This is a genomic window from Paenibacillus forsythiae T98 (assembly GCF_000520735.1).
Lineage (GTDB): Bacteria > Bacillota > Bacilli > Paenibacillales > Paenibacillaceae > Paenibacillus_AQ > Paenibacillus_AQ forsythiae.
Genome location: NZ_ASSC01000285.1, coordinates 1 through 25,122 on the forward strand (window position 1 = coordinate 1; position 25,122 = coordinate 25,122).

23 protein-coding genes are annotated in these 25,122 nt (G+C 53.2%); 4 read left to right on the top strand and 19 right to left on the bottom strand.

Annotated elements, in window-relative coordinates:
• The 16 genes from L692_RS0109300 to L692_RS0109375 all read right to left on the bottom strand — a co-directional run.
• Positions 1–228, bottom strand: a 228-nt coding sequence (locus L692_RS0109300) for a DUF4280 domain-containing protein (RefSeq protein ID WP_025699250.1), incomplete at its 3' end; no start/stop codon positions are given.
• A 15-nt stretch (positions 229–243) separates the two neighbouring features.
• Positions 244–771, bottom strand: a complete 528-nt coding sequence (locus tag L692_RS0109305) for a hypothetical protein (RefSeq protein WP_025699251.1) — start codon at positions 769–771, stop codon at positions 244–246.
• A complete protein-coding gene (locus L692_RS0109310) occupies positions 753–1,418 on the bottom strand; it encodes a hypothetical protein (protein WP_025699253.1) in 666 nt (221 codons plus the stop codon). The genes L692_RS0109305 and L692_RS0109310 overlap by 19 nt, the downstream gene beginning before the upstream one ends.
• Positions 1,415–2,824: a contractile injection system protein, VgrG/Pvc8 family gene (locus tag L692_RS0109315; RefSeq protein WP_025699255.1), complete on the bottom strand. Its 1,410-nt coding sequence runs from the start codon at positions 2,822–2,824 to the stop codon at positions 1,415–1,417. Before L692_RS0109315 ends, L692_RS0109310 begins: the two co-directional genes overlap by 4 nt.
• Positions 2,821–3,417: a hypothetical protein gene (locus L692_RS0109320; RefSeq protein WP_025699256.1), complete on the bottom strand. Its 597-nt coding sequence runs from the start codon at positions 3,415–3,417 to the stop codon at positions 2,821–2,823. Before L692_RS0109320 ends, L692_RS0109315 begins: the two co-directional genes overlap by 4 nt.
• A gap of 31 nt (positions 3,418–3,448) precedes the next feature.
• Positions 3,449–4,222: a hypothetical protein gene (locus tag L692_RS0109325; protein ID WP_025699257.1), complete on the bottom strand. Its 774-nt coding sequence runs from the start codon at positions 4,220–4,222 to the stop codon at positions 3,449–3,451.
• 128 nt (positions 4,223–4,350) lie between these two features.
• Positions 4,351–7,002, bottom strand: coding sequence for an Hsp70 family protein (locus tag L692_RS0109330; protein WP_025699258.1), 2,652 nt, complete (start codon positions 7,000–7,002; stop codon positions 4,351–4,353).
• A gap of 41 nt (positions 7,003–7,043) precedes the next feature.
• Positions 7,044–7,733, bottom strand: coding sequence for a hypothetical protein (locus L692_RS0109335; protein WP_025699260.1), 690 nt, complete (start codon positions 7,731–7,733; stop codon positions 7,044–7,046).
• Positions 7,730–9,037, bottom strand: coding sequence for a hypothetical protein (locus L692_RS0109340; RefSeq protein ID WP_025699261.1), 1,308 nt, complete (start codon positions 9,035–9,037; stop codon positions 7,730–7,732). The genes L692_RS0109335 and L692_RS0109340 overlap by 4 nt, the downstream gene beginning before the upstream one ends.
• A 68-nt stretch (positions 9,038–9,105) precedes the next feature.
• Positions 9,106–10,872: a PP2C family protein-serine/threonine phosphatase gene (locus L692_RS0109345; protein ID WP_025699262.1), complete on the bottom strand. Its 1,767-nt coding sequence runs from the start codon at positions 10,870–10,872 to the stop codon at positions 9,106–9,108.
• 34 nt (positions 10,873–10,906) lie between these two features.
• Entirely contained in the window at positions 10,907–11,773 is an 867-nt protein-coding gene (locus L692_RS0109350; protein WP_036722959.1) for a PP2C family protein-serine/threonine phosphatase, read from the bottom strand.
• A 73-nt stretch (positions 11,774–11,846) separates the two neighbouring features.
• On the bottom strand, positions 11,847–12,371 hold the full coding sequence (locus L692_RS0109355) for an FHA domain-containing protein (RefSeq protein WP_025699266.1): 525 nt from the start codon (positions 12,369–12,371) through the stop codon (positions 11,847–11,849).
• Between the two features lie 18 nt (positions 12,372–12,389).
• Complete coding sequence (locus L692_RS0109360; protein ID WP_025699268.1) at positions 12,390–13,001, bottom strand: FHA domain-containing protein; 612 nt, start codon at positions 12,999–13,001, stop codon at positions 12,390–12,392.
• A gap of 32 nt (positions 13,002–13,033) precedes the next feature.
• Positions 13,034–13,486, bottom strand: coding sequence for a DnaJ domain-containing protein (locus tag L692_RS33810; protein ID WP_025699270.1), 453 nt, complete (start codon positions 13,484–13,486; stop codon positions 13,034–13,036).
• A gap of 142 nt (positions 13,487–13,628) precedes the next feature.
• Entirely contained in the window at positions 13,629–14,054 is a 426-nt protein-coding gene (locus tag L692_RS0109370) for a hypothetical protein (RefSeq protein WP_025699272.1), read from the bottom strand.
• A 116-nt stretch (positions 14,055–14,170) separates the two neighbouring features.
• Entirely contained in the window at positions 14,171–16,339 is a 2,169-nt protein-coding gene (locus L692_RS0109375; RefSeq protein WP_025699274.1) for a hypothetical protein, read from the bottom strand.
• Positions 16,340–16,865: 526 nt separating this feature from the next.
• Here L692_RS0109375 and L692_RS0109385 point away from each other — a divergent pair.
• Positions 16,866–18,980, top strand: a complete 2,115-nt coding sequence (locus L692_RS0109385) for a VWA domain-containing protein (protein WP_025699276.1) — start codon at positions 16,866–16,868, stop codon at positions 18,978–18,980.
• A gap of 63 nt (positions 18,981–19,043) precedes the next feature.
• On the opposite strand, the gene L692_RS0109390 is transcribed toward L692_RS0109385, so the two are convergent.
• The gene (locus L692_RS0109390) at positions 19,044–19,961 is read right to left on the bottom strand and encodes a serine/threonine protein kinase (RefSeq protein ID WP_025699278.1); all 918 of its coding nucleotides are present in this window, start codon (positions 19,959–19,961) and stop codon (positions 19,044–19,046) included.
• Between the two features lie 154 nt (positions 19,962–20,115).
• Between L692_RS0109390 and L692_RS0109395 the strand changes: the two genes are divergently transcribed.
• Positions 20,116–20,472 (top strand): PadR family transcriptional regulator, encoded by a 357-nt coding sequence (locus L692_RS0109395; protein ID WP_025699279.1) that lies wholly within the window; start codon positions 20,116–20,118, stop codon positions 20,470–20,472.
• Positions 20,459–21,484 (top strand): HAAS signaling domain-containing protein, encoded by a 1,026-nt coding sequence (locus L692_RS0109400; protein WP_025699280.1) that lies wholly within the window; start codon positions 20,459–20,461, stop codon positions 21,482–21,484. The genes L692_RS0109395 and L692_RS0109400 overlap by 14 nt, the downstream gene beginning before the upstream one ends.
• 67 nt (positions 21,485–21,551) lie before the next feature.
• Here the strand turns inward: L692_RS0109400 and L692_RS0109405 are convergent, their stop codons facing one another.
• Both L692_RS0109405 and L692_RS0109410 read right to left on the bottom strand, forming a co-directional pair.
• Complete coding sequence (locus L692_RS0109405) at positions 21,552–23,015, bottom strand: Msr family ABC-F type ribosomal protection protein (protein WP_025699281.1); 1,464 nt, start codon at positions 23,013–23,015, stop codon at positions 21,552–21,554.
• Positions 23,008–23,901, bottom strand: a complete 894-nt coding sequence (locus L692_RS0109410; protein WP_025699283.1) for a putative RNA methyltransferase — start codon at positions 23,899–23,901, stop codon at positions 23,008–23,010. Before L692_RS0109410 ends, L692_RS0109405 begins: the two co-directional genes overlap by 8 nt.
• A 459-nt stretch (positions 23,902–24,360) precedes the next feature.
• On the opposite strand from L692_RS0109410, the gene L692_RS0109420 reads away from it, so the two are divergent.
• Positions 24,361–24,840: a GNAT family N-acetyltransferase gene (locus L692_RS0109420; RefSeq protein WP_025699285.1), complete on the top strand. Its 480-nt coding sequence runs from the start codon at positions 24,361–24,363 to the stop codon at positions 24,838–24,840.
• Positions 24,841–25,122 lie beyond the last annotated feature (282 nt).

Genomic DNA, 25,122 nt, shown 5'->3' on the forward strand with positions numbered 1-25,122 from the left:
CCCCCCTTGTTCCGACACCAAATAAATCGTCTCGCCGCTCGGGTTCGCTGGACTTGCGCAAATGCCGAAATAGGGTACGTTCTCCGGCTTATAATCCCCTTGGTTCATCAAGGGCTTTCCTTTGTAATAGGCGCCGTGGCTGACCGGCAGGTTAATCTTCCGCGCATGCGTTCCGTACTGGCAGCGCATAGTCGCGCCGCGTACAATGTAAGCTTCCAGACTTGACATTTCTTCATCCTCCCCTCAGGTATCCAGTTCTGCTCTTTCCAGCCGGATGCCGGTGAAATCCCGCCTCAAGATGCTTTCGGCCGCATCAAGCCGGATCACCAGCAGCGGTGTGGCGACACCGCTGACTTTGAATATTTTTTTGCCCCGTATACGCTCTTCTTGCAGAACGGCGGATTTGAGCACACTCCGGTCGAGATTAAACTCACTGCGCGGTGACAACGCCTCGATTTCTTCCAGAAAGGGCAGATAGTAGTTTTTCTGCAGCTGGAGTTCCGGGTTGATCAGGGCCGCCGGTTTAAATCGGCACTCTGGAACGTACACCTTTATTAGCTTCATCAGCCGGTCGGAAACCAGCGGAAACGGGCTTTCCATAAAATCGATAAACCGGCTCTCCTTGCCCGCCTTGACAGGGAACACCAGTACCCGCGGAAGCTCTTCCGGCGGCAGCTTATTCACTTTCCACAGGTTGATGTGTCCCATCCCTTTTTGCAGCACCGGCACATCGGTATACCGCTGATCCTGCTTTAAGTAGAAATAATCCATCGCTTCTCCCCTCTTTCCGTAAATGGGGATGCCGCCCCCGCCTCTGCCGTTTGGCGCTCCAGCTTGCACAGGATGATACTCTCATCCCGGTATTCACCGGCAGATAGGGTGAACGGTTCCGCTTTGGCCAGTTCTTCCAGTTTTGGGCTTGTGATGAAGGCCGGAATCATGGTTTTGAGAAATTGAAGCGTCAGCAGATGATATTTAACAGCTTCGATCTGCGTGATTTGCTCGATATCCATCGACGTAATCTTGCGGGCATAGTCTCTTTTCATTTCTTCAAGCCCTGCCATTCGGTTGAAGAGCGGCCGGAACACAAAGTCCGCCGACCATAATTCCGCGCACTCTACCGGGTCCAGAAACCAGTTGGCATCATGGGCGTCGATCCGGTAGTACGCTTTATTTTCAAGTAAACGAGTGCGAAGCAAGGAGATATACATATATTGGATGTCGCCTTTCATCCCTGCGCGCTGCTGCGACAATGCCTTTTCGCATACGGCTTCGAAGGCGCTCAGCAGGTCGGCTTCAATCTGTTCGTTATGCTCTTCCACATACTGCTCAATCAGCGGCAGATCGCCCAGCCAGCCTTCATGCACATGCTTCTCCAGAAAATCCTGCAGCGCCGCATCCCGGTCTATCCTCATCATTTGATGTTCACCTTGCCGCCGCTCAGCGTAACATCCTTCATGATCTGCAATGTAGCCCCGGCCTGGATCAGATCCACGCCTTCCTGGCCTTCGATGAATACCTTGCTGCCCTGGATTTCAATATCCCCTTCGGCATGCAGCGTGATTTTTTTGTCACTGTTGATTTCAATGCCGCCTTCATCGGTCAGACGCATGAGAAGCTGGCCGCTGCCGATAATTTCCACGGCTCCCGGTTTGAACACGATCTGTTTGCCATACTTGGTGCTGATGCTTTTCACGGAAGGGTCACTGCGCTTGACGGGGTCGGAGGAAGCGATATCGACGGAGCTTGCAGCGAAAGCATGGTGCTCCTGTTCGTCGGGGAAATACAAACGTACCTCATCCCCCTCTTCCGGCATGACATACCAGCCACTGCCATCGGGAGAAGAGTAGACGGTAGAGTAAGGGAACCACATGGCGCCGGATGAGGAGGAGCCGTGATCGATGTCCAGATGGAGCTGCACTTTATCTTTGGAGATCTTCGCAACCTTGCCAAAAAGGGACACTCCAGCCAACTGCGTGGCATAAACCGTCCGACATTCAAAGCCCTGCTTGTTACAAAGGTGATAACGGCTGACAACCAGACCGCCTTCAATCACCGTTTCGGCCCGGGCCACATACAGGGTGTACCCCTGAAAGCTGACGGGACTGCCAAGCTCCAGTACCTTGGGGCTGGTCACTTCATAGCTCAGGCTGCTCTGCTCACTAGCCTCGGGAATGCCATTGCCGGCCTTTAGCTTGTATTCATGAAGGTCTTTTCGGATGGTATAGTTAAACTCTTCAAGCGGCCGCGCCTCGCCCAAATCCGGTAAACCAACGATAAACTTCAGGCCCTGCTGCATGGAAAAAGGAATCACTACCGCATGCAGCCTGGAAGCCGCACGTTTGACAAATGCCCAGTCGGTCTCGTTATATTGAACCAGTAATTCGCCAATGGACCGCCCGTCAGAAGCTTCGTCAATCACTTCGGCATTCGCGTAACCTGAGGCAACCTGCGAGAACATCTCGTTGTACGCTTGCCCTGTATGTTGAAAGGAGCGGCTTTGCCGGGTTAAATCCATAAGCAGCGTTAAGCTTGCGGCCTCAACGGTCATTTCACGCACATGATTTACGGCTCTCACAGTGATGTCCGACACAGTTCCCTGGAACAAAATGACCTGGCGCTCGTCATCCCGCAGATAAACCTGAATGCTCTCTTCTTCATCCGCCTTCTCCACATACTGATCCAACACCTCTTCCGACACGATGCCGGTAATGGAAAAAGTCACGTGCTCATTAACCTGCTTGAGCAGCTTCAGACTGGTAATGCGCTCAAATTGATACGGCCAGGCCACAATATTGGCTGAGGTAAAGAAAGCATCGCTCATACGCTGGGTTCCTCCTCTTCCTGAACGGTCCGTATGGAACGAATCACTTGCACCACAATATCCCGCCAGTCCGCGTATTGTCTGTACGGACAGTTGAAACTGCCCATCACCGTCTCGCCCTCAAGTTCAAAATAGAACAAATTGTGATAGACCGGTTCATCGAGCGCAGGGCTTTTGAAGTCAAAATAACCGATGCTCTTCCCGTTCACTTCTTCAAGCTGTTCACCATAGAAAACGTTCGCCGGCTGCATTTTTTGCAGCATAGCTTTCATGCCGGAGGTCAGTCTCTGAACCCATTCGTCCTGCAGCTTCTGATCCACCCGGTTCAACGTAAGATTTACCGTGCCGGGCTCATTGCTCAAGACGATCTCGGGACGTTGTTCGTAAGGGTATTTTATTTTTTGCAGCGCAACAGGCATTTCCTCGAAAGTGGCGGGAAGGTACATCGTTAATTTGTCTTCAAAAAAAGCGCGCTCCACAAACTCGTAGCTTTCGTCGCCGATCAGGACAGGACCCGACCGTATATCCTTGGGCTTCTGGGCCTGTTCCACTTGATTAAGCAGCGCTTGAATCTGTTCATCATGAAAGCTCACATTCATTCCTCCCTTATCCGTTGGTATTCAGTCAATCTACGATCATCCGCTGCGGACCAAGGGCTGTCCTGCGCAAGGAAGCTGTCCTTCCGGATGCCGATAAAATACGAGACAGCTCATGATGGATTTCCATATTCGAATACTCTCTGTACTCCGATCCCGACCGGCTGGAGATGTAATACAGAATCGTCTTGCGTTCCACCCGCTCGGTATTAAGACACATTAAGGCGAATACTGAATCCTGCGGATCAGCGGCTCGGCTATTTAGCATTTCTGCAGCAAAGTAATGTAAAATCTCGGGTCTAAGGGTAACTTCCCGCTTCCCTGCATAATGGGCGGTAATTGAATTCCAAGTATTGTACTCTGTTGCCATATCGGAGAAATCCTGATAATCAGACCTTAATTCAGCTCCGGTCTTTAACTTGAAGCGGCCCAGTTCAAGCTCGTCCGTTCCGGATGATGCTTCGGCTGCCTCTACAAGAATTTCAGCAGAATAGCGGGTAAAATCCGGTTGATCCGCGCCTTCCAGAAACCGCACCTTCAGCACCATCTCCCGCCCCGTTGCCGAATAAGGAATCTCCTGCTCCTCTTCCATCAGGTACAGCCGCCCGGCGTGCTTGATAATCCCTGGGGAAACGCATAGAACATCCTGCCTAACAGTGACGCTTGTTCCCTCTATAATCCCGTCTGAGTAGTCCTGATAACGGATATCGAGGAAGGAGCGCGGATAGTCCCGCAGATTTTCCAGCATCCCCGTCTTCAGAATCCGGCCTTTCTCAAATTTGGGTACGATGTGGGTAAACAATAACGCTCTCCTCCTTTCGAGTGGCATATACCGAATATACGCATAGGCTGCTTACACGCACTTACGCTTACTGCTAACCATCCGCTGCTTGCACGCACATACGCCCCGTCCCTGCCGCCTGGCCGCCCTTACTTGGTTCCGTCAAAAAAGTCGAGTTCGGACAGATCGCTCTCAAACGCGAAGAACCGCTTCGCGCCAAGCTCCAGAATTTCATTCTGCCGCGCGACCGGCACAACGTGAAATCCCCAGCGGCTGCCACCAGCCAATACAAAGTACTTGGTTTCGCCGTTGCGGATCGAATCCGTGTCATCCTGGGGAATCCCCTCGCCGTACAGCTCCGCGATATTCTCATATGTGACTTGCCGAAACTTGTTCGACCCGCGCTGGTATACATGCCGCTGGCGGAGCGCTCCCCCGTGCGCAGTCAGGTAAAATTCCACTTCAGCCGCCTGCGACGGCCGGGAAATAAAACCGCCGGAACGGCTCGGCGTCAGGCTTTCTACCAGTTCCTTCTCCTGACCGGTATGCGTATACGCGCTGACCGTATAAGGAATCACCGGAACATGATCGGTAATGAACGGCTCGATCCGCCCCATTTTCTTCGCATTGAGATAACGGATCGCCCCGCGCACGCATGCCAGCTTCAGCTCCGGCACCCTGTCCTGCTCTGCGGCCTTTTGCCGGAATTCAATGCTGCGTCCCGGTACAAATTCCTTCAAGGCTTCACGGAACACGTCGATGCGGCAGCTCTGTCCGGTCAGCTTGATAATCGAATAATCCTGCAGACGCCCATCCTGGTAGAAGTCCTCCAGAAACTTGCGCACAATGCCGTAAATATCCGCCTTGACCAGCTGCTGGATTTCGCGGATGTTGAAGACGACGTCAGGCAGACTGTACTCGTCCCGGAACCTTCCGTTCTCCACCACCGACACCATCCACCGGTTCATGACCGCAATATTCAGATCACTGTCGGCCGACCGCACCTGTTCCGCTTCGAAACGGCTTCGGAGAATACCCGTCCGCCGGAAAAATTCGCGCTTCATCTGCTCCGCCGCGTCCCACAGCAGATGGAAGTTCCCGAGCACCCGCTGATATTCGTCGCGGCTGGCCTGCTCATACTGCCTGAACGCGGTCGGCAGAATCGCCTCGGCTTCACGGTAACGGCGTTCCAGCCCGGCATATACGGCCTCCACGCCGTATTCATCGACGTACCGGTACACATCGCCGGACGGAATACCGATCAGGACGTCAATGTCCGTATCGGGCAGGCGTGTCTCCGCCGCATAGTAGCCCGCGAATACGATTTTCATAAACTGCATAATCCGGTAGGTCAGATTGTTGCCGCCAAAATTGGTGTCCCCGTTCTCATACGTGGTATGGATATCCAGCTTGTAGGCAATCCGCCCGTCCTCGATCCTGAAGCGGCATGATGACAAATCCGTGGTTCCCCCGCCGCAATCGATAACCAGCGCCTGATATTCTTTTCCGTCGGCGAACGTTCCCTTATCCATCTGGTCGGCTAACGTATTGTAGAGAACAGCGAGCCCTTCGTCCAAAGCATCCTTGGCTTCAATCCGGTACTCCGGCAGAATCTCACTGAACATCTCGATGAACTGGGCCTTCAGCTTCACCGGAGAGGACAGGTGCAGATGCTGAAAACGGCATTTGAACTGCTGCTCCGCCGTCCCGACCACATAGCGGATGAACGCGGCCAGTATCTCGCTGCGCGGAGCCCGAGCCGTATTCCCTTCCTGGTCCATCAGCTCTTCCTGCCGCTTGTAATCATTGACCCAGCGTTTGATGCCGCGCATGACCGTCGCCCGGCTGCCCGGCACTCTGCCGCCTCGAAGCGCCTCTTCCCCGAAGGCATAGACAATATGCTGCGGATTCGCACAATCCTCCACACTGACGGCGGTCGGCAGCACTTCGATCCATTCCCCGCCCGGTCCGTCGGCTCCCGGGAAGGAGACGTAATTGACCGCGTCAAGCCGGACATGCCTGACGCCATTCGGATCGGGTGCAGACACATAGGAGCTGTCAAGATAAACCCCCGCCGTTGTGTTGGAGGTGCCGAAATCAATAGCCAGCACCGCATCGGTCAGCTCGGGCCTCTGGATAATCAGCTCCGCCACAGGAATGCGGACGGCGTGCAGGGTCGACGGCAGCAGCGGCTTGTCCCCATAGTAGGCATCGTACAAATATTCCGATTCCTGCCGCCGGAAGAACAATAGGCTGTATTGCTGGTTCGCAGTCAGCCGCAGCTCGGCCGAGCTGTGCCGGGCCAGAAAGTAGACTCCCGCCTCCGTCTCGTCCTTTACCAGATTCAGCACGCCGCACAGCTCCCCGAGAGCATTGACGATCAGCACATTGGATTCGGCCAGCCAATGAAGATCCGACTCCACCCGGTATCCGTCCATGCGGCTAAGCCGGATTTCCTCGTACAGCACGATTTTGGCCGGAACGCGAATATGTCCCGCTTCCAGCCGGTCGGTGCCAAGCCGCTTATGCAGCGCCGCTTCCAGCCGCTCGAACCCTCCCGGATTCGGTCTGCCGATCAGTTGGCTGCTGTCGGCCCCCCGGAACCGCAGAATCAGCGTTATTAATTCCTCGCGTTCGAGCCGCTTGGCGAGCCCTTCCACCAGCCGCTCTTTGTCACAGATGCCCCGGAGCTGAAACGTCGTCATCTGCTCCAGCTCCGTCCGCGTAAATCTGGCTGTGAACCGGACCCCTGCGCTCTCCATGGAGTGGTTGTACAGCCGATAGGTATAAGGTCCGTTCATCCTTCACATGTCCTTTCTTCTTGCCTCAGCCGCGTTCGTTACTAATGCAGCGCAATCGCATCCATCCGCATGGTCGATTCCATTCCCAGCACCCCGAAATGCCGGCTCCAGTACAGCTCCGTATGAAAGCGGGGCGGCAGAAACAGCTCCAGAATCAGCTCGACGCGAATGCGGGCGGCTTCGTTCTCTTCCCGTCCCACATAGATAAGCAGTTCGTCCTTTTCTTCGCAGTTGGCGTAGATCACTGAGCCGGGGAACAGACGCTTCATCATCTCCTTAAACAGATGCACAGCCTCCCCCGTTTCATACAGCCGCAAAATCCCTTCGGCCACCGTCTCCTGCTCCTCCCGCTTAAGCCTTGAGAAATACTCGCGAATCCGGCCGCCGAACAACCCGCCGGCGATATCCCTCCGTACAAACCGAATGTAATACTCCCGCCGGTTCATCCCCTGATGCAAGTCGATTTCCGCCAGAAAATGCATCAAAAGATCAAACAGCGTATCCCGCAGTTCCTCGTCGCCGGTCAAATCCGGGGCGTACAAATCGCGGAAAATATCGTAAAACCGGTAGTAGGGATTGATTTCTAGCACCTGCCCGGGCAGCACCGCATTCAGCTCCGGCAGACTCAGCTCCATATACGGCGAGTAGGTCTGCGCCGGCACAAACCGGATATCGGCGGCATCGGCCTGAAGATTGCGGATTCGCATCACGACATCCCAGATGTAATTCATACCCACACCCCTTCACAGCGGTATTCGGGAAAATACATCTGCACCTCTGAGACGACGAAGCTCATTAGGTCGCCGATCATAAACGGCGGGATCGATTCCGCCCCACGCGCGCCCCCCGAAGGCTTGAACCCGAGCCGCATGACCAGCTTGCCTCTTTCCGTGCGCACATTATCGCTGACGAACGGATTGAGCGGATAGGTCAGCGGCAAGGCTTGTCGCCCGTCCGATTCAACAATCTCGACACCTTCCAGTTCCAACACTTCGGCAGCTTCAAAAGAGTGAACTATGCGCGCGATTTCCGCCCTGGCGCGCACCACCATCGCCTGCTTGCGGGCATACCTCTCGGTAAAGCTGTCCCGCCGGCGGTTCGATACCAGCTTGTACAGCTGCCGTCCGAGCCGGGTTTCTACCGGCTTCGTGACCTTCAGCACCTCCCACATGCCTGCTCTCTCACGCGGAGTCACGACGGTCAGCTCGTGCTCGGAGCGCTTAATATAGCGTACTTCCCCTTCACCTCCGGCCCGGACCAAATATCCGTGCTCCACACCGGTTTTGCGCAGGGACAGCACATGCTCATAATTCACCCTGTCAATAGCCGGAACGGGAAAGCCGCTGTTCTTCATCGACAGCCGCTCCACATTCCAGAGCGGAATTATCCCCTGACGGCTGTAAGCATCGAACTCATCCAGCGAGACCGTAACCTCCCGGATTTCCTCATGCGGTCCGGGCTCCCCTTCGCCCCCGGTCAGCAGCACATCGACGAATTTATGCGCGTAAGGATGGTTCACCGTCTTCCACGGAATTCCGTTGTCCAGAAACACCTGATATAATTTTTCAATTTCATGGATATACCTCTTGTCCTGTCTCAGCCGGATATCAATCGGGTAAGAGCCGGCATCCGTAACGACCTGACCATGAAAGACGCGTCCGCTCTGAATGAGCCGCTGCGCCTCGCTGGTCTCTACTTCCAGAAACAGCCCGAACAGCTTCAGCTCGCCGCCTTCGCGAATAACCGAAGCGACGCTGCTCATATCCACCGTGCTGTCCGTATGATCCGACGGCAGCATCGGATACAGGAACTCATGAATCGGGTCGAAGTCCTCCCGGGAGCACATGGAGACGAAGATATCGTACCTCTGTCCGTCGTCCTCCATTTCATGGAAGACGCGCTGCTCCAGCTTGCGGGTCATTTCCTCCTGATATTCCACCAGATTCAGGAACACACCGGTCATGAGATTTTTCAAAATCTGCCGCTGCTGAAGATCCTCCATCCTGCCAAGCCGGTCCTGTACAAGCTCCTTCATCCCCCTAAGCTCCTCTCCCTTAAATTCGCTGCTTCTTGCGCTGCTGCCATAGTACCCTATAAGTTCCTCTAAGCTCCTCCCGCAGCATCGCCAGTATCCGCTGCATCCTTGGCAGCATCCGGAGCAGGCTGCCCGGATGCTGCCTGCCCGGACGTCTTGCTCGGAGTCTCATTTACTTCTGCAGCCTGTTGGGCCGCAGCTTGCTCTGCCGCAGCCTGCTCTGCAGCCGCCGCTTCCGCCGCAGCCTGGTCTGCGGCTTCCTGCTCCTTGGCGAGCGCGGCCGCCTCCTCCTGCTGTTTGGCGATTTTCTTATCCTCAATCTTCGAAATAGTGCGCTCCACGGCCACTACGCTCTCCAGTTTGCCTATTGCCTGATAGATTTCCTCCGCGTCGTTGTAGGCATCAATCGCTCCGTCGAAATCTTCTGCTGCCAGCAAACGTTTTCCCCGGGCTTCCAATTGTCCGGCGCGGATCTCTTGAATCTCCCGCTTCAAAGCGGCGATCTTGTCCTCGGTCTCCTGTTTCTTCTTGGCAATGCTCTCGATGGCCGCATCATAACCGGCTTCCGTTGCCGCCGTATTCGCCTTGTTGTACAACGCCAGCGCGCCTATATAATCCTGACCTTGAAATTTCAGATCCGCTGTATCCATCTGCTTCCGGATGGCGGCGTAGTCATCCAGACTTTCAAGCTTCTGCTGAATACCGTCGCTGTCCGAGGGCAAATAGACCTTCGCCTCTTTCAACGCCTTTTCGTAGCTGACTTGCGCATTGTCAAAATCGCCCTTATCCACGTATCCGTTGCCGTCAACCATTGCCTGGGAAATGTTCTGTTTGTTTACGTACAGCTTTTTGCTGATTTTGTCGTTAGCTTTAGTGGCCGCATTTTTGGCTTCACTGTACGCTTTCAGCGATTTTTCGAAATCACCCATATGCGCATAGTCGTCCCCCTGGCTTCCGTATTGAATCATATCTTCAATCGCCTCGGCCTTTCTTTGCGCCGCTTTCGCCGCGTAGAGCCATGCGCCTCCGCCCGCCAGCATCAGCGCCAGCGCCCCAATGACGATCCGCTTGATCAGCTTGCGGCGGTTCTTCACTTTTTCCTGAAAAATCTTGTCTATGAATACCGCTGCTGCCGTGTAATTCGGCACCGTCCGCAGTTGGCGGCTGAGCAGCACCTCTTCCAGCGTGTCGGTCAGCGCATTCGGGTCCTTCGCCTCTTCCAGCGCGCCCAGCATTTCCGCCAGTTCAACGTTTCCCCACATACCGGGGGTGGCAAGCAGCAGAACGTCCCCGTCGGCCAACAGGGTTTTCTTAGATAAGAAGCTCCGGCTTTTTCCCGGTTTGCCAAGGTACTCAAGAAGGTTCCCGCGCTCTTCATGCAAGGTTGCCGCTTCCTCCGGGATACGCCCCTCATCCGCCATTGCCTGGGCCAAGCTGTGATCCCTGCTGCGGAAATTCAGCCTGCCGCCGCGAAAGTGATACAGCCGGACATTCCCGCAGGAGGCGTATACCATGCGCGTATAGTCCGTGACGACTGCCAGCAGGCTGGCTTTCAGCCGAACGCGGCGGCTCTCGAATTGCAGCCATTCCTGCGCATCCCGCAGACCTTCCTTCAAACGCCGCTTTGACATAAACGGCTTTTCCATGAAGTTCTCCAGTACGGCCTTCGCCGCCATCTCGGCGCTCCTAATCTCCTGGTCGGTATCAAGTCCGTGGGCCAGAACATAGCAAGCCATATCATCCGTCTCCATATAAGCGAAATAATCACGGTTGTCGATATGGGAACCTGCTTCTGATACGAAGCCGGTCACGAACTGGCTATTCTCCTTGCGCATGCTTACCTTCCCCTTCACATTTCTCCCCCGAACTTCAGCAGGCGTCCTCCCGCAGAATCACTACGGTGGCGTTATCCTGACCGCGCAGCCCTTTCGCCTCAATGGCGTCAATGACGTCTTCCGCCATATCTTGAGGCGTTTTCTGCTGCAGCAGAATTTGTTCAAGCTCAATTTCTGTCAGCGCTTCGTGCACACCGTCGCTTACGAGCAGGACCAGATCATCCGCCCGAAGCGGCACCGGGTCCTCTCCAATCTCCATCCGCTCGAATCCCTCGTAGCCGAGATAATTCGTCAACTGGCGGCGGACCGGGCTGGACACGGCCTCCTCGCGGGACATTTCCCCGGTCAGCACCTTCTCCTCCAGCAGCGTTTCCGCCGTATGCTTCGAATTCACCGGAACGAACTCGCCGTTGCGAAAAAGGGTGATCAGGCTGTCGCCTACAGCGCCGTAATGCAGCTTGCCGCCTGTAATTACAGCCGCTGCTAGCGTCGTTCCTCCACCCTGCCCGTTCAGATTTTGCAGTATTTCGCGATTGCTCTTCTGCGCAGCCCTGGCGAAGTATTCTTCCAGTTCGTCTGCCCGCTCCAGTTTGGCGAATTCTCTTGTAAATATTGTCACCGCCAAAGTGCTGGACATCCTCCCGTTCTGCAGGCCGCTGATCCCGTCGGCGACCACAGCCAGCGTCCCGACAGGCGTCGTCATGCTGGCGAAATAATCGTCCTGCTCCGCTCTGCGGCCAATGGTCTGTCCGTTGCCGATCTGGATGGCTCCGGCCTTCCCCAGCCGCCGCCGGGGCGCCATCGGCGCTATGAATCCAAAGCGGATAATAAGCAGTGCAATAATGATGCAGACCGCTATAGCAACAACAATATAAAAATCAACTGCACTCTCATAGTCCACTCTTTTCACCTCAAAAGTCAGCTTGCAATCAACGCGTAATATCAATATTGCTCTTCGATTTCAGCCCGATGAACTATCCGTTGTTCTCCCACTCAAAGTGCGGCCCGCATAGCGGAATAAAGATAAACTTGCTTCTCCCAAGCTGAATGACGTCGTACGCGTTGAGCTCCACCGGGGAATATACCGCTTCATTGTTATGATAAGCTAGCCCCGATGCGTCTCCGGGCAGCAGAAAAAAGTTACGCTTTTTCGGATCATATACAATAACGGCATGATTCCGGCGCGACACAGTGTTATCCCCGATAATACGGATATGCATTTCTTCTGCGCGCCCGATAAAGTTCTTCTCGGCCATGATCCGGTAGTCCTGACCCATCTGAGCCCCTTCAATGCACACCAGCCAGCCGGTTACCGGATGAATGCCGGTCGTCTCTCCCAGATAAGGCATCGTCTTATCTTCTTCCGCAGGCAGAGGAATTTGGCGTGCGGCCGGATCGCCTGCCGTCGCGGCTTGCACCACCGAGTGGCAATAAGGACATGTATTTCCATGCTTACGTGTACTGAACATGTGTCCGTTCGGGCATCTTGTCAAACTCATCGTATGTACTCTTCCCCCTTATTTCACCAGCAATCTTGTATTGGCGATATACAGCAGATCCCCCGGGCCTATCCTATGAGGCTCTCCGCTCTCCAGCTTGTCGACGGCGCTGTTCTTCGCCGCGCGCAGTCCGGTTCCGCTTCTAGAATCGACATCCTCTACGTACCATTCGCTGCCTACCCGGTTAAGGACTGCATGCTCCGCGCTGATCAGCGAAGCATACTCGCTGTTCGCCAGATCGATATCCGCCTCCTGGCGGGCATTTGTCTTCCCGATCAGCAGCGAAATCTCTCCTTTGATGTACCACTCTTTCAACGGATCGCCGTCATCATCAAGCAGAACAAGCTTAATTACCTCTTGCACCGGAGGATGCGCCGCCTGCTGAACGCGCGGCTTCTTGTTCGTCACCGTCTTGGCAGCGTCCGCAGCTTCGCCGCCCCTCTCTACTGTCACCCGGCGTCTGCCAAAATAGAGATACAGCAGGAAGCAGACCGCAATCCCTGTAACCACTCCGGCCTTCAACGGGTAAAAGCCGGATCTGCGGAATACATATATGGCAGTGGCCGCAATCACTCCCCAAATGATGACGTCCAGTATGAACAGGCATATGATCCTGAACGATTTGGCCAAGCCAATCTCTCCTTTGCCCCGGTAATCCGCTGTTATTTACGGAATCCGAAAAATTGATTGAACAGTCCGTCGGCATTCACTGGCTCTCCGGCTTTCTTGCCGGACGCTCCCGGTGTCCCCTTTCCGGTCTTCGGGTGAAAGCCGAAGAATCTCTCAAATTCCTTCGCCATGGCGGCCGGGTCAGAAGCTGTAAAAGATTTCGGCTCCGCGTGCCCGGCCCGGTCGCCGCCGCTGCGGGTCCGGCCGCCTTCCGCCTGCTTCCCTTCTTTCCTGCCCTGCCGCATCCTGACATCGTATGCCTGCCGCGAGGCTTCGCTGCGCAGCGTTTCATAAGCCTCATGAATCTGCTTAAACTTCTGCGCCGCTTCCTTGCTTCCCTGATTCGTATCCGGATGATATTTTTTGGCGAGCTTGCGGTAAGCCCGCTTGATCTCTGCTTCCGAAGCATCCCGGCCGACATCGAGCAGTTCATAGAAATCCGCCATGCTTGTCTCTCCCCTTCATTTCTTGCGCGGAATAGGAAGCCCGCATTTCCCATTCTGAGGTGGGGAATACGGGCTTCTGTTAAGACAACCCTATCCGCTCTGCCCTAAGGCATCAGCTTCAGCTGTATAACGGAATATAAGATTATACCGCGTAGCCGCCGTCGATCTTTGCAAGCTCGGTCTTGTCTTTTTTCTGTTTCACGAAGATCGAGAATGTACCCACCCCTTCGGTGTCGCCGAAGCTTTCGTTGTAATCTACAACAAAAGCGTTAGGGAAGGAAATTTTGCGCACAACCTGATCCGCCGCGATAACTTCCAGCGTAAGCTTGCGGTAGCAATCCGCTTTCTCAGCGGGTACAAGCGACCAGAGCGCCAGCTTCATGGTGTCGTCTGCTTTGTCTCCATCCGTTGCGGTAATAATTTTGCCGCTGATGCGCAGCGTCGAGCCTACGTCTGTGGAGCGAGCGTTGGAATCATCCGGTGTGTCTGTGTCATAAACAACCTTTTGAATATTGTCCATGCCCACTTCAATCGTTTCTTGCCCTTCAATTGTCAATCTGAATCCCATCTGTGTTTCCTCCTTAGAATAAATTATGGTTTCCGGGAAGCTTTCGCTTCGCCGGGATTTATGTATAAAGGCGAATCGGTTAAAAAACGCCTTTAACAACTTTTTCACAGCGCCCATCACGCTTTCACAGGGCTGGTTCCCTTGGTAATCATGACTTCAAGGTTCTTGACATTGCCGTTGAAGACCAGATCGATATGGCACAGGTTGCTCTTCTCGTCAATCACATAACTGATGTCATCCCCGTCTTGAATGATCGAGTTGATATATCCTCTGGTGCCGATCCATTTGCTCTTCTGGCTGCTCGGATTGTTGCTGAAGAAACGAACAATGTTCTCATGCTTGAAATCTCCGGTCTGATAACGGAGAATCCGCTCGATATACGTACTGACCAGCGTCTTGTAGATGGAATCGAATCCGTCTTCTGACAGCGCCATGCTTCTGGCTTTGTATACCGTAATCCGGCGGATGTCTTTATCCTGCAGCTGCGCGTTTTCCGATGAGAACACGAACCCGAAGTTTTTCCGGTTGATCGCATCCTTGATGTTGTTCGTAAAGCCGGTGATCTCTTTGGCCATGGTCGTCACCGTGCGCAGACTGTTGTCTCCTGCTTCAATGTCGAAGCGGGCTCCCGGGAGATCCTTGTTGACCGTCTTGAACGTTTCCCGCAGATACTCCGGACATTGATAAGAGGCAACGAGTCCCGCGGCTACATAAGCAGCACCGACATACACGCCCTCAATCCACAATTTCAGGATGTCTTCCTTCTCCTTGGACAGCTCCACGCCATTTTCGGTTTGCAGCATCTTGCTGTCGATGATTACGCCCGATTTCTCTTTCGGAATGATGGTGAAATTCGGAACACAAGGAATGGCAAATTCGCTGTATTCCTTGCGGACCAGCGGGGCGCATTTGTCGACATACTTATCGATGCCCGCTGTCGCCATACTGTTGAAGGTCGTATCTTCGCCGGATTCGAAATTGAAGAAGATTTGAATTTTGTAATCCTTGACCACCTGAAGCAGCATGGACAGCGATTCCATTGTGTATCCGTCATGCTTTACAACCTTCTCATTGCCTTTGAAGCGAGCGCGCGACACCTTGACTTTTCCTCCATTTTCCAGTTCAACCGACGGCACGATGCCAAACCAGATCGTGTCGCTGAAATCATTCTTCGAGTTGACGGTGTTGAGGAAAGTCTCCAGACGCGGTATGTTGCTGCTCTTCACGAGCATGTCGAGCTTGCTGTTGACAATCAGCATCGTCGGCAGCATGCCTTTGTTCTTGGTGGCATACTGGTCGAAGAACATTTTTACGCCGATAATTTTCTCGACTAGCGGCTTGACGGTTTTAACAAAGTCATCCTTGGCATTCTTATAAAATTCCAGATAGGTATTGTAGTTCTGCACTTCCAGCTCCGTGTCCACTTCCGTATGCACGGCGGGGAGCGGTACGAAGGTCCGGACAACAAGATCCTTCACATAATTGGACGGACTCTCCGTAATGGAGTCATAGTCCTCTTCAAAGACGGTCGACAAATCGCCTGCCCCGTTCTCATCCAACAGCATCAGCTCTGTGCTGTCGCTTTTCGGCGCTTCAATAATCTTGAGCTCGCCGCCCTCGCCGATGGTCAGCATGCCGATTTGAACGGCTTCTCCCGCATCCTCTTCCTGTGTTCCGCCAAGCAGAAGCCGGGTTTTGATATCCTCGATCGCCAGCGGCAGCATCGCCATAACATTATTGTAGTTCCTGCTCGCTTCTTCGAACATCGCGTTCAGCTTGTCGCCCATATCGAGTTTTTTCGGATCGTCTTCATCCAGTTGCTCATATTGGCCGTACATATAATGAATTTCTTTGCGCACCTGGCGGATATCATCCATCACCTTTTTTGGCGAAATCATATCCAGCAGGTTCTCGAATCTAAAATCGACATTCGTGATACCCTGGCTGCGTTTCGTATCAATCAGCGTAAACAGCATTTTCAGAAAATCATTGTCCTGATCCACCCGGATCTCCGAAATCATCTCGTCGGGAATGCCATCCGGCTTGCGCAGCGTATACATCACCTTCTGGTTGGCTGCGTTAAAAAACGAGTATACAGTCGGGGTAAACTTGTCCAGAAATTCATCGAAGCTGCGAACCAGCAACTGCTGGTTAATCTCTTTAATGCGGTCGTCGCTTAAGCTGTCAATCCCTTTGACATCACCTACGATGGTAATCAGATCAAGCTTTTCCGGATTAATCTCCTCAAAAAGAATGGTGCGGTTCGTTTGGTTGATAATCTCCATTCATGCTCGGCAGCTCAATTGCCAAAATATTGTCGACTCGCCATCCGCCATACGAATGCCAAATACCCAGGACTTTGTCATCATTTTGCTGCCTCCTCCTCCCTCAATGCATATGTATGGTCGTCCGTTAGACGCAAGGAACATACATTCCCATGTCTCGCGGTTCTTCCTAAATTTCTGCAAAAACTGATTGTATTCCAGATAATTCCTCAAGCTCACACTTATATTAACGATGGCCTTTTATTTTTGTCAATTTAAGTTATTAATGCATAAAATCGGTCCAATAGACTCATAGTTCAGTGAAATTACGAAAATTTCTATGAAAATAGACCTTATTACAAAATTCTCTATTCATTCCAAAATGCTGCCGTCCGATAAAGTAATGTTAGATTTTAGGTTATTGTTCATATTCAGGAATGGATTCCATCTTGATCCGCTAAACTGTCCGAAGGTTCGGGAATGGTTCGAAAAAACAAGGGGCTCAGGCACATAGCGGTAAATCCAGTTAAAATTCAGGGAGGAGATTATGAAGACCCCAAGGAAACACAGGACTAAGGTTGTTGTGACTTTTATACTATTTTTAATTTTTGTCGAAACTTTTGTTTCTGCCGGTTCAACCGGCTCCGCAGAGGCTGCTTCCGCAGCCCTTCCTTCCGGATATGACGTTGTGTTTGTTATGGACACCAGCTATTCAATGCGAGAATCGGACAAGGAAGGAATCGCCACCGAAGTCGTGAAGATGTTCATGGACATGAGCGACTCCAGCCGCACCAAGGTTGGATTTGTCGCTTACAATCACCAGATTGTCGCCGCCAGTCCCCTCACCTCAATTGCAGTAGCGGCCCGGCGGACGGAAATTCAAACGGCTATTTCCAGCCTTAAGCGGTCCGGATATACGGATCTGGGCCTCGGCCTCCGCAAAGGAGCGGATCTGCTTGCTTCCGGGGCGGGAGATGGAAGAAAGCCCTTTCTGATTCTGCTATCCGATGGCGAGACGGACTTCGGTCCTTCTGCCGGCTCACGGACCAAATCGGATTCCGACCGGGATGTAGCCTCTGTGATTAAATCGGCTAAGACCAGAAACTATCCTGTCTATACGATCGGGCTTAATCATAACGGAGCCGTAAACCGGAAGGAACTGGAGCAAATTGCCGGGGAGACTGGCGGGAACTCATATATTACTAGCAGCGCGGATGATCTTCCGGAAATCGTCAACCGTATTTTTGCCAATCAGATTCGTTCACAGCTCATGCAGACCGCCGGCATCACCGCGACAGGTTCACTCCAAGAGGTAACGGTGACTATACCCGATTCCAGTATGGAGGAAGCGAATCTCGTCCTGCTCTCCGAGCATCCGCTTAAAGAGGCGCAGCTGTACTATAATTCGGACAATATCCGCAGATATGAATCGGACCGTTACGTCATTCTGAAGATCGGCCATCCTGCGGCCGGGTCGCTGAAGCTGAAGCTGCGGGGACAGGCGGGGGATCTGATAAAAGTCAATTTGCTTGGAAGCTATGCGCTGGAAATAGACAGCCAGATGACAGGTGGAGAGGCAGATGGTAAGAATGCCGGGAACGGAGCGCCCCCGCTCGCGGCTGGAGAAACCCTGAAGGGACAGAAGACCGCTTTCGAAGCGCGGCTCGTGACCGGCGGAGGACAGCCGCTCCAAAATGAAGATGTCTATGCCTCGCTTAAAGCAGAGCTTGTTGTCACTGCCGCAGACGGTCAGAGCAAGGAGCAGGTTCCAATGGTCTATAAGTCCGGAAGCTTCCGTGCGAAATACAGCTTCCCGCAGACGGGAGATTATAAATGGCAGATTAATATGCGTGGCGCGGCTTTCTACCGGAATGGAAGGGTAAATACCGTCCATGCGGTGAACGCTGGACCTGCGGCGACGGGGAATTGGAAGCTCCATGCCATCCGCGAGGACGGGGACATCCGGCTGAATCTGGACGATTATTTTCGGGATGCCAACAATGATCCGCTTACCTTCTCCGTGGCAGATGAGAAAGCTTTCAATCTTGGACATTATAATTGGGACGGGCACACACTGGTATTGTCTTCTCTGCGCACGGGAGAGGCGGGCCTAAAGCTAACTGCGGCGGACCCGCAAGGAGAAAAGGCAAGCTCCATCCTGCTTCTGACTGTGGAATCCAGATATACCGTGCTGAAATGGTCATTGGGCGGCGCCCTGCTGGCGATTGCCGCCGGTGTGCTGCTGTATTTCTGCTTTAGACCAAGGCCGGATTTCACCGGCAAGCTCGAAGGCTTCTTCCTCGCGACGGCCAGCGGCAACGAGGTTCCGGTCAAGTCGTGGCCGCTGACTTCCTTCCCTGGGCGTAAGGTTACATTAAATGAGCTGTTCCGCTCGCTTGCCGTGCATGAGCCCCTGCCGGAAGCGGAGCAGATTGTCTTCGCGCCAGGTAAAAACGGGACGCTGACCGTCAAACACGATACGCGCTGCGCGGTCCAGCACGGCAAGACGCCGGTCGCAAGAAATCAAAAGGTAGTCATGTCTTACAATGAGAAGCTGTACATCACTTTCGAGGATGGAATAACGGAAATTGAGCTGCGCTACAAGGCGATTAAGCCGGTAACGAACATTTACACCGGCGGAGATTCGAACCGGGCCGGATAAGCAGGGATGAAGCGGATCTGCTGCTCGATATAAGGGCGCCTGAAAAAGCGTCAGCCCTGAAGGTTATCCTCCAGAGCGCTGACGCTTCCCTCTGTTCAGCCAATATTCCGCCTGCAGAGCGGCCTGGAACCAGCGGAAGGAACGGACCCGCCGCTGCTGCTTCACTGCAAGAGCCCGGCGAATGACAAAGGACAGCAGTGGTGAAGAAGTGCCGCCTCTAAGCGCAACTGGCTGCAGATTGTCCCGGAATAAACGCTTCGGCACCTCTGGAGGAGGGGTCCCGTTACAGCAATAATACACCGTGGCGGCCAAACTATACATGTCTGAGACCGGTCCCTGGCAGGAGCGGCTTGAGTAGAACTCCAGCGGCGAATAGCCGGCGGTTGTAAAGACCGGATGCTCTTTGCCTTCATATTTTACAGCCGATCCGAAATCCAGGAGCTTAACCTCTCCGCCTTCTCCAACCATAATATTTCCCGGCTTAATGTCCCGGTGGATAAAACCATTTTTGTGAATATACTTCAGCGCGTCGATTAACGGCAGCAGCGTGCTGCGGAGGAATGCTGCATCAACCGTGGTGTTCCGGCCCTTGATCAGCTTGTCCAGGGTCTGACCATCGCAGTACTCCATGACAAGATAGGCTGTACCGTTCTCTTCAAAATGGTCCACATAACCTACAATCCCCGGATGCCTCAGTTCCTTCAAAATCTGCGCTTCCTGCAAAAAGGAATCCATCAGCTCCCGGTACTTGCCTGCCAGCGAGTGTGAGCGGCACTTCACCGCCTGTTTGTCAGTGGTCCGTACAGCCAGAAGCGACGGGAAAAATTCCTTAACAACCACCTTCACAACCAACTCCTCCCGGATGCTCCGGGCCTGGTAGACAATCGATAGCTCACTGCGGCACAGCGGCTTCCGAATCTGATAGGTGCCGCGAAGTTTCGTATTTCGAGCCAGATTGTCATCACCCTTCACGCTGTTCATGCTTCAGCCTCCTAATATAGCGGTTAATCCTAATTTTTCTACTATAGACCATTATGTGTCAAGCCTTGTCGCAAATGTGATTATGGAGCGATATTATTATTTTATTTACAATAGTGTTTGATACACAGTATAATAAAATCAGGAGCTGATGCACATGGCTGATATTCAAGAGACGATCAACGGCTTAATTCAGGAGCTGCGGCGCGGAACGATTATCATCAGCGTTCTCAGCCAATTATCCGAGCCTCAATACGGCTATTCTCTGGTCACTATCTTGCAGGAGAAAGGAGTAAGTATTGATCCGGGCACCCTATATCCTCTTTTGCGCAGATTGGAGAAACAGGAGTTGCTGGAAAGTACATGGGACACTAACGAAACGCGCCCACGGAAATATTATTCGCTCAGTCCTGCCGGGAAAGAGGTGTATCTGCAGCTCTGCAAGGAATGGAAGAGCCTGAGTGACAGCCTTGAAAGCTTAATTAAAGGAGACGATGGCAATGGAGTTGGTTAACAGATATATCCACGCGGTTACGCACCAGCTGACGGGCAGACAGCGGGAGGATATTAAGAGGGAGCTTCAGGGATTAATCGAGGATATGCTTGAAGAGCGTACCGGAGGCCGGAGCGCTTCCGCGGCAGAAGTGGAAGAAGTGCTGCTGGAACTTGGGAACCCGCGGAAACTGGCTGATCAATACAGGGGATACGGAAGATACCTGATCAGTCCGGAAATGTTCGCGTCCTATCTGGCGGTGCTCAAGATTGTACTGCTCTCTATCGGAATCGCCTCGACGATTGCATCCGCGGTTCAAATGATTAGCGAACCTGTGGATGCGCTTGGACATTTTCTGGATTACCTGGCTTCCCTGTTTATTGGCGGCGTTCAGGGATTCACCTGGGTAACCCTTGCTTTTGGATTGATCGAATATTTCGGAGTGAAACGCATCCGTACGGGAATGGAAGCCAGGAACGCCTGGAGACCGTCCGATCTGCCTCCCCTGCCCGACCACCGCTTGCGCATCAGACGGTCAGACCCTGCCTTCAGTCTGGTCTTTACCATACTGCTGGGGCTACTGTTTACCTCATCGCTTAACCTCTTTGGCGTATGGCATTTTCCGGAGAGCGGTTCCATGCAGATTGTGCCTTTTTTTAACGAAACGGTATTTCGCGGATTCCTTCCGCTGATCTGGGCGGTATTCGCCCTCGGCATTATAAAGGATATCTTGAAGATAGCTGTGGGTAAATGGACACCGGCGCTGATTGGCTTTGAAATTCTGGTCAGTCTGCTGCATTTCGTGCTGGCTCTGTTCCTGTTCAACGATACGGCGATCTGGAATACAGATTTTATGCGGCAAATGGCAGAGTCCGGCATAACGCCGGCAGGGAGCGAGGCCTTCTACAAGGTTGGCAGCAACTGGAGCAGAGCCACCGGAGGGTTAATTTATCTGATCGGCATCGCAACCTTCATTGAGATTATCACCGCCGCGGCAAAGGCATACCGGCTAAGAGCCATTTATCGACGCTAGTGCAAATCATCCCAAGCCGGAGATAACAAGAAGCGGAGCCATTCTCCGCTTCTGTTTCTTTTCCCGATTACCTTATTAGTTTTACCAGTTGCTGCTCAATGACATAGATGTGGTCGGCGACACGCTCAATAAACCTGCGGTCATGCGATACGAGCAGAACCGTGCCTTCATACCCCTTGATAAAGCGCTCCAGCGCTTCAATGCAAAAGACATCAAGGAAATTCGACGGCTCATCCAGAATCAGGATGTTGTATCTCCCCAGGAACAGTTGACACAGCACTAACCGGATGGCTTCGCCCCCGCTTAAATCGCGGACATTTTTTCTCAAATCATTTCCGGCGAAGCCCATGGCGTGAAGAACCGCGCGGATTTTGCCGTCATCGCAGCCGCTTCTCTCCTTCATATAGGCCATGACAGCTTCATCTCGTTCAAACTGATAGCCCATTTGCTCGTAAGCTCCGATGACAGCTTTGGGGGAAAGAAGGATTCCGTCGCCTTGGCGCAAAATATGCCGAAGCAGCGTCGTTTTTCCCGAGCCGTTATTTCCTGTGATCGCGATGGTGCGGCCCAGCGGAAATTGAAAGCTTGCTTCCTTCAGAAGCGTGTTGTTCCCTGCCGTTAACGTCACTCTGTCCGCCATCACCGGAAACCTGTTGTGCAGCCGGAGTGCCGGAGATTGGTGAAAAAGAAGGGGGGCTTCCTGCGGCGGCGCCTCCACCGCTTCCAATTGCTCCACTCGCTGCTCCATCGCTTTTGCCGCCCGATGAACCGCCTTTTGGCTGGTCCCCCGCGACTTGGTCATAAACATTTTATTGGTCTTTGCCTTCGCTTCTTTTTTGGACATCCGTCCGTTGGCCTCCGTAATTTTCTCGGCCTTTTTTAGCTTCTCCTCCGCCGCTTTAATCAGGCGCGCTTTTTCTTTGATGTACTGCTCGTGCTGTTCCCGCTGCTGTCTGCGAAGAAGCTCTTTTTGCGCCGCGTAATCTGAATAATTGCCTGCATACTCCGTCACGCGCCCTGCCTCTACTTCCCAGATCGTTGTGACGAGCTGATCCAACACATAACGGTCATGACTTACAAGGACGAGCGCCCCGTAATAATAAGCCAGTTCCTCTATGAAAAATTGTGTGCCCTCCGCGTCGAGATGAGTGGTCGGCTCGTCAATCAGCAGCCCTTCGCTGTATGCGGACAATAACCTGGCTAACTTCAACCGGGTCTGTTCACCGCCGCTTAGCCTTTCGACCCCGATTTGAGGGATGGACAGCTTTCCGAGCAGCTTATCATCCGCTGTCCGTTCAACCGGCGCCTGCAATTGATCGAAGTACGCAAAATCCGCAAAGCGGCTGACCCGGCCTTGATCGGGCGGCATTTGACCTGCGATCAGCCTCAGCAGCATACTTTTTCCGGCCCCGTTCTTGCCGACAATGCCGATTCGGTCAAACTGATGGACAGCCAGCCGGGGGATATCCAGCACAATTTTATCCAAAAAGGAAAGTTTAATATTTTCCAGCTTCACGCCTATTTTATCCATGTTTCTCTGCCTCCCGCTTATTGACTCCAATCCAAATATCCAGCTCCACGGTGATCTCCGCTGAGTTCCGGTTGACGTAGCCGTCGATAAGGGCCTTATTGCCGGACCAGGCCAGAGGGGTCATGCGAACGATATTTCCAAGCTCCGCCTGATTCAGTTGCTGGGTATAGCTTAGATGGACCACATCCGACAAGACGAAATGTTTCCGGAAAAGCGCCGCCGTCTCGTCGCTGCGATCCCTCTTGTTCTCCTTGCCGCCATAAAGGGCCTCTCTCAGTTCTTTCAGGTAGCCGGAGCGGGGTACGACTTTAATGACCAGGCCGTCATGGACCACAATCCGCTTAAATTCCTTGTAATTGGATGGAGACAGAATATTGAGCACGACGTTCAGCGATTGGTCTGCAAGCGGCGTCCTGGCCAGGTCCGCCACCATCCAGACGGGGCCTTCGTAGCTTTTGGAGGCCATGATAATCCCTTCCTTGGACAGATCAAGGCCGACTCCGGCTATTCCCGGACTTCCGCATTCCTCCAAAATCCGGTGCAAATGCGAGCCTTCCCCGCAGCCCAGATCCGCAACCGTATACGCATCGCCAGAGCCGCTTCTGTGTCCCTTGATCACTCCCGCAATCGCCTCATGCATCGAAGCATACAGACTGGATTCCGCAATGATTTTGCGCCTGGCTTCGAATAATTCTTTCGTGTACTTGCTGCCCGAGGGACGGGCCGACAAATTAAGATAGCCGTGTTTTGAGAAATCGAAGCTGTGGTTTCCGGAACAGATCAGGCTTTTAAAGCCTGTGACCCTCACCTTGCTTTCGCAGAGCGGACACTTAAATGCCGACTCCATTTTTTGCACGCGTGCTGCACTTGCTGTTTGTCTGGTCATGGCTTATCTCCCTTTGAACAAAATAAAAAAAACCACAGGCGCTTTGCCTGTGATTCAGAGTAAAGGGGAAAAGACCCATCCATATTCGGTTAGGGATTAATCCAAGATAGCCGTCACCAAATAAACCTCTTGCATGAAGAAAGAGAAAGATCTATGAGATATTCTTCATGGCAGAAGAGGAGCATTAAAAATGGACAGACTGCTCCCGTTTACTCTGTATAGCCAAACAGAGCCTTTGAACGTATTTAATTACGCGTTCAAAGCCGGGAAACGCAGTCTCATGAACCAGACCATTTTTAATAATCCTCCTTGAAAGTTCAAAGTATGAGTCCATTATAAACAACACAGGGATTAAAGAGCAATCTTTAGCTATGCCGAGCGGGATAATATGAAGTATTCTGATCTATAGGAAAATGCCGGAAGCAGCGAGATAAGCGTAGCATAACGCGGGGGTGCCACATGGAGGTCGAAATTCAAAAAGCGGATCTGGGCGATAAAAAGACGCTCGAAAATCTGGTGCAATTCTACATGTATGATTTCACGGAGTTTACCGGGGTGAATCTTGATGATGACGGACGATTCGGCGCGATGCCCGACTTTGACGCTTACTGGACATCGGGCGAGCTGTACCAGCCCTTTTTGATAAAGGCAAACAACAAGACTGCCGGATTCGTATTCGTCAAAAATTATGATTCGAAAACGGCGCGCCGCCATGTTCTGGAGCATTTCTTTGTGTTGAAAAAATATAGAAGCCAGGGCGTGGGGCGCCGGGCGGCAAGCTGTATCTTCCGCCGGTCTCCGGGAGAATGGGGACTCTCCCAGTTGGAGAACAACCTACCCGCACAGCAGTTCTGGATCAAGGTCATTACGGAGCTGACTTCGGGAAGCTTCAGGGACGAATACCGGAATGGCAGAAGAATCCAGACGTTCACGCTGTAGTAGCAAAAACACAAATAGAGGACCGGGGGCAGGAAGACCCGGTCCTCTTGGCGTTTCATCGCCGTCGCGCCATGTGGCGCCCGGCACCTCGCTTTGGCGCCCGGCATTTGGGGTCCGGCAGGAGCGCCAGCCTGCTGTCCAACCGGAAAGCGACGGCGCTGGCGCGGGGTCCGGCGTCAGATATCGTCGCTGGAACGCCCCATCTTCCGTGCCACGCGGGCGCGGACGAGCAGAGTCAGCGCCACTCCGGCGGCCAGCGCGCCGAGCGTCCTGGGCAGTTGG

Bases quoted from the DNA above. Each gene is read 5' to 3' on its own strand.
- L692_RS0109305 (WP_025699251.1), bottom strand. From the start codon at position 771: ATGGATTATTTCTACTTAAAGCAGGATCAGCGGTATACCGATGTGCCG.
- L692_RS0109310 (WP_025699253.1), bottom strand. From the start codon at position 1,418: ATGATGAGGATAGACCGGGATGCGGCGCTGCAGGATTTTCTGGAGAAG.
- L692_RS0109315 (WP_025699255.1), bottom strand. From the start codon at position 2,824: ATGAGCGATGCTTTCTTTACCTCAGCCAATATTGTGGCCTGGCCGTAT.
- L692_RS0109330 (WP_025699258.1), bottom strand. From the start codon at position 7,002: ATGAACGGACCTTATACCTATCGGCTGTACAACCACTCCATGGAGAGC.
- L692_RS0109335 (WP_025699260.1), bottom strand. From the start codon at position 7,733: ATGAATTACATCTGGGATGTCGTGATGCGAATCCGCAATCTTCAGGCC.
- L692_RS0109340 (WP_025699261.1), bottom strand. From the start codon at position 9,037: ATGAAGGAGCTTGTACAGGACCGGCTTGGCAGGATGGAGGATCTTCAG.
- L692_RS0109345 (WP_025699262.1), bottom strand. From the start codon at position 10,872: ATGCGCAAGGAGAATAGCCAGTTCGTGACCGGCTTCGTATCAGAAGCA.
- L692_RS0109355 (WP_025699266.1), bottom strand. From the start codon at position 12,371: ATGAGTTTGACAAGATGCCCGAACGGACACATGTTCAGTACACGTAAG.
- L692_RS33810 (WP_025699270.1), bottom strand. From the start codon at position 13,486: ATGGCGGATTTCTATGAACTGCTCGATGTCGGCCGGGATGCTTCGGAA.
- L692_RS0109370 (WP_025699272.1), bottom strand. From the start codon at position 14,054: ATGGGATTCAGATTGACAATTGAAGGGCAAGAAACGATTGAAGTGGGC.
- L692_RS0109375 (WP_025699274.1), bottom strand. From the start codon at position 16,339: ATGGAGATTATCAACCAAACGAACCGCACCATTCTTTTTGAGGAGATT.
- L692_RS0109385 (WP_025699276.1), top strand. From the start codon at position 16,866: ATGAAGACCCCAAGGAAACACAGGACTAAGGTTGTTGTGACTTTTATA.
- L692_RS0109390 (WP_025699278.1), bottom strand. From the start codon at position 19,961: ATGAACAGCGTGAAGGGTGATGACAATCTGGCTCGAAATACGAAACTT.
- L692_RS0109395 (WP_025699279.1), top strand. From the start codon at position 20,116: ATGGCTGATATTCAAGAGACGATCAACGGCTTAATTCAGGAGCTGCGG.
- L692_RS0109400 (WP_025699280.1), top strand. From the start codon at position 20,459: ATGGAGTTGGTTAACAGATATATCCACGCGGTTACGCACCAGCTGACG.
- L692_RS0109405 (WP_025699281.1), bottom strand. From the start codon at position 23,015: ATGGATAAAATAGGCGTGAAGCTGGAAAATATTAAACTTTCCTTTTTG.
- L692_RS0109410 (WP_025699283.1), bottom strand. From the start codon at position 23,901: ATGACCAGACAAACAGCAAGTGCAGCACGCGTGCAAAAAATGGAGTCG.
- L692_RS0109420 (WP_025699285.1), top strand. From the start codon at position 24,361: ATGGAGGTCGAAATTCAAAAAGCGGATCTGGGCGATAAAAAGACGCTC.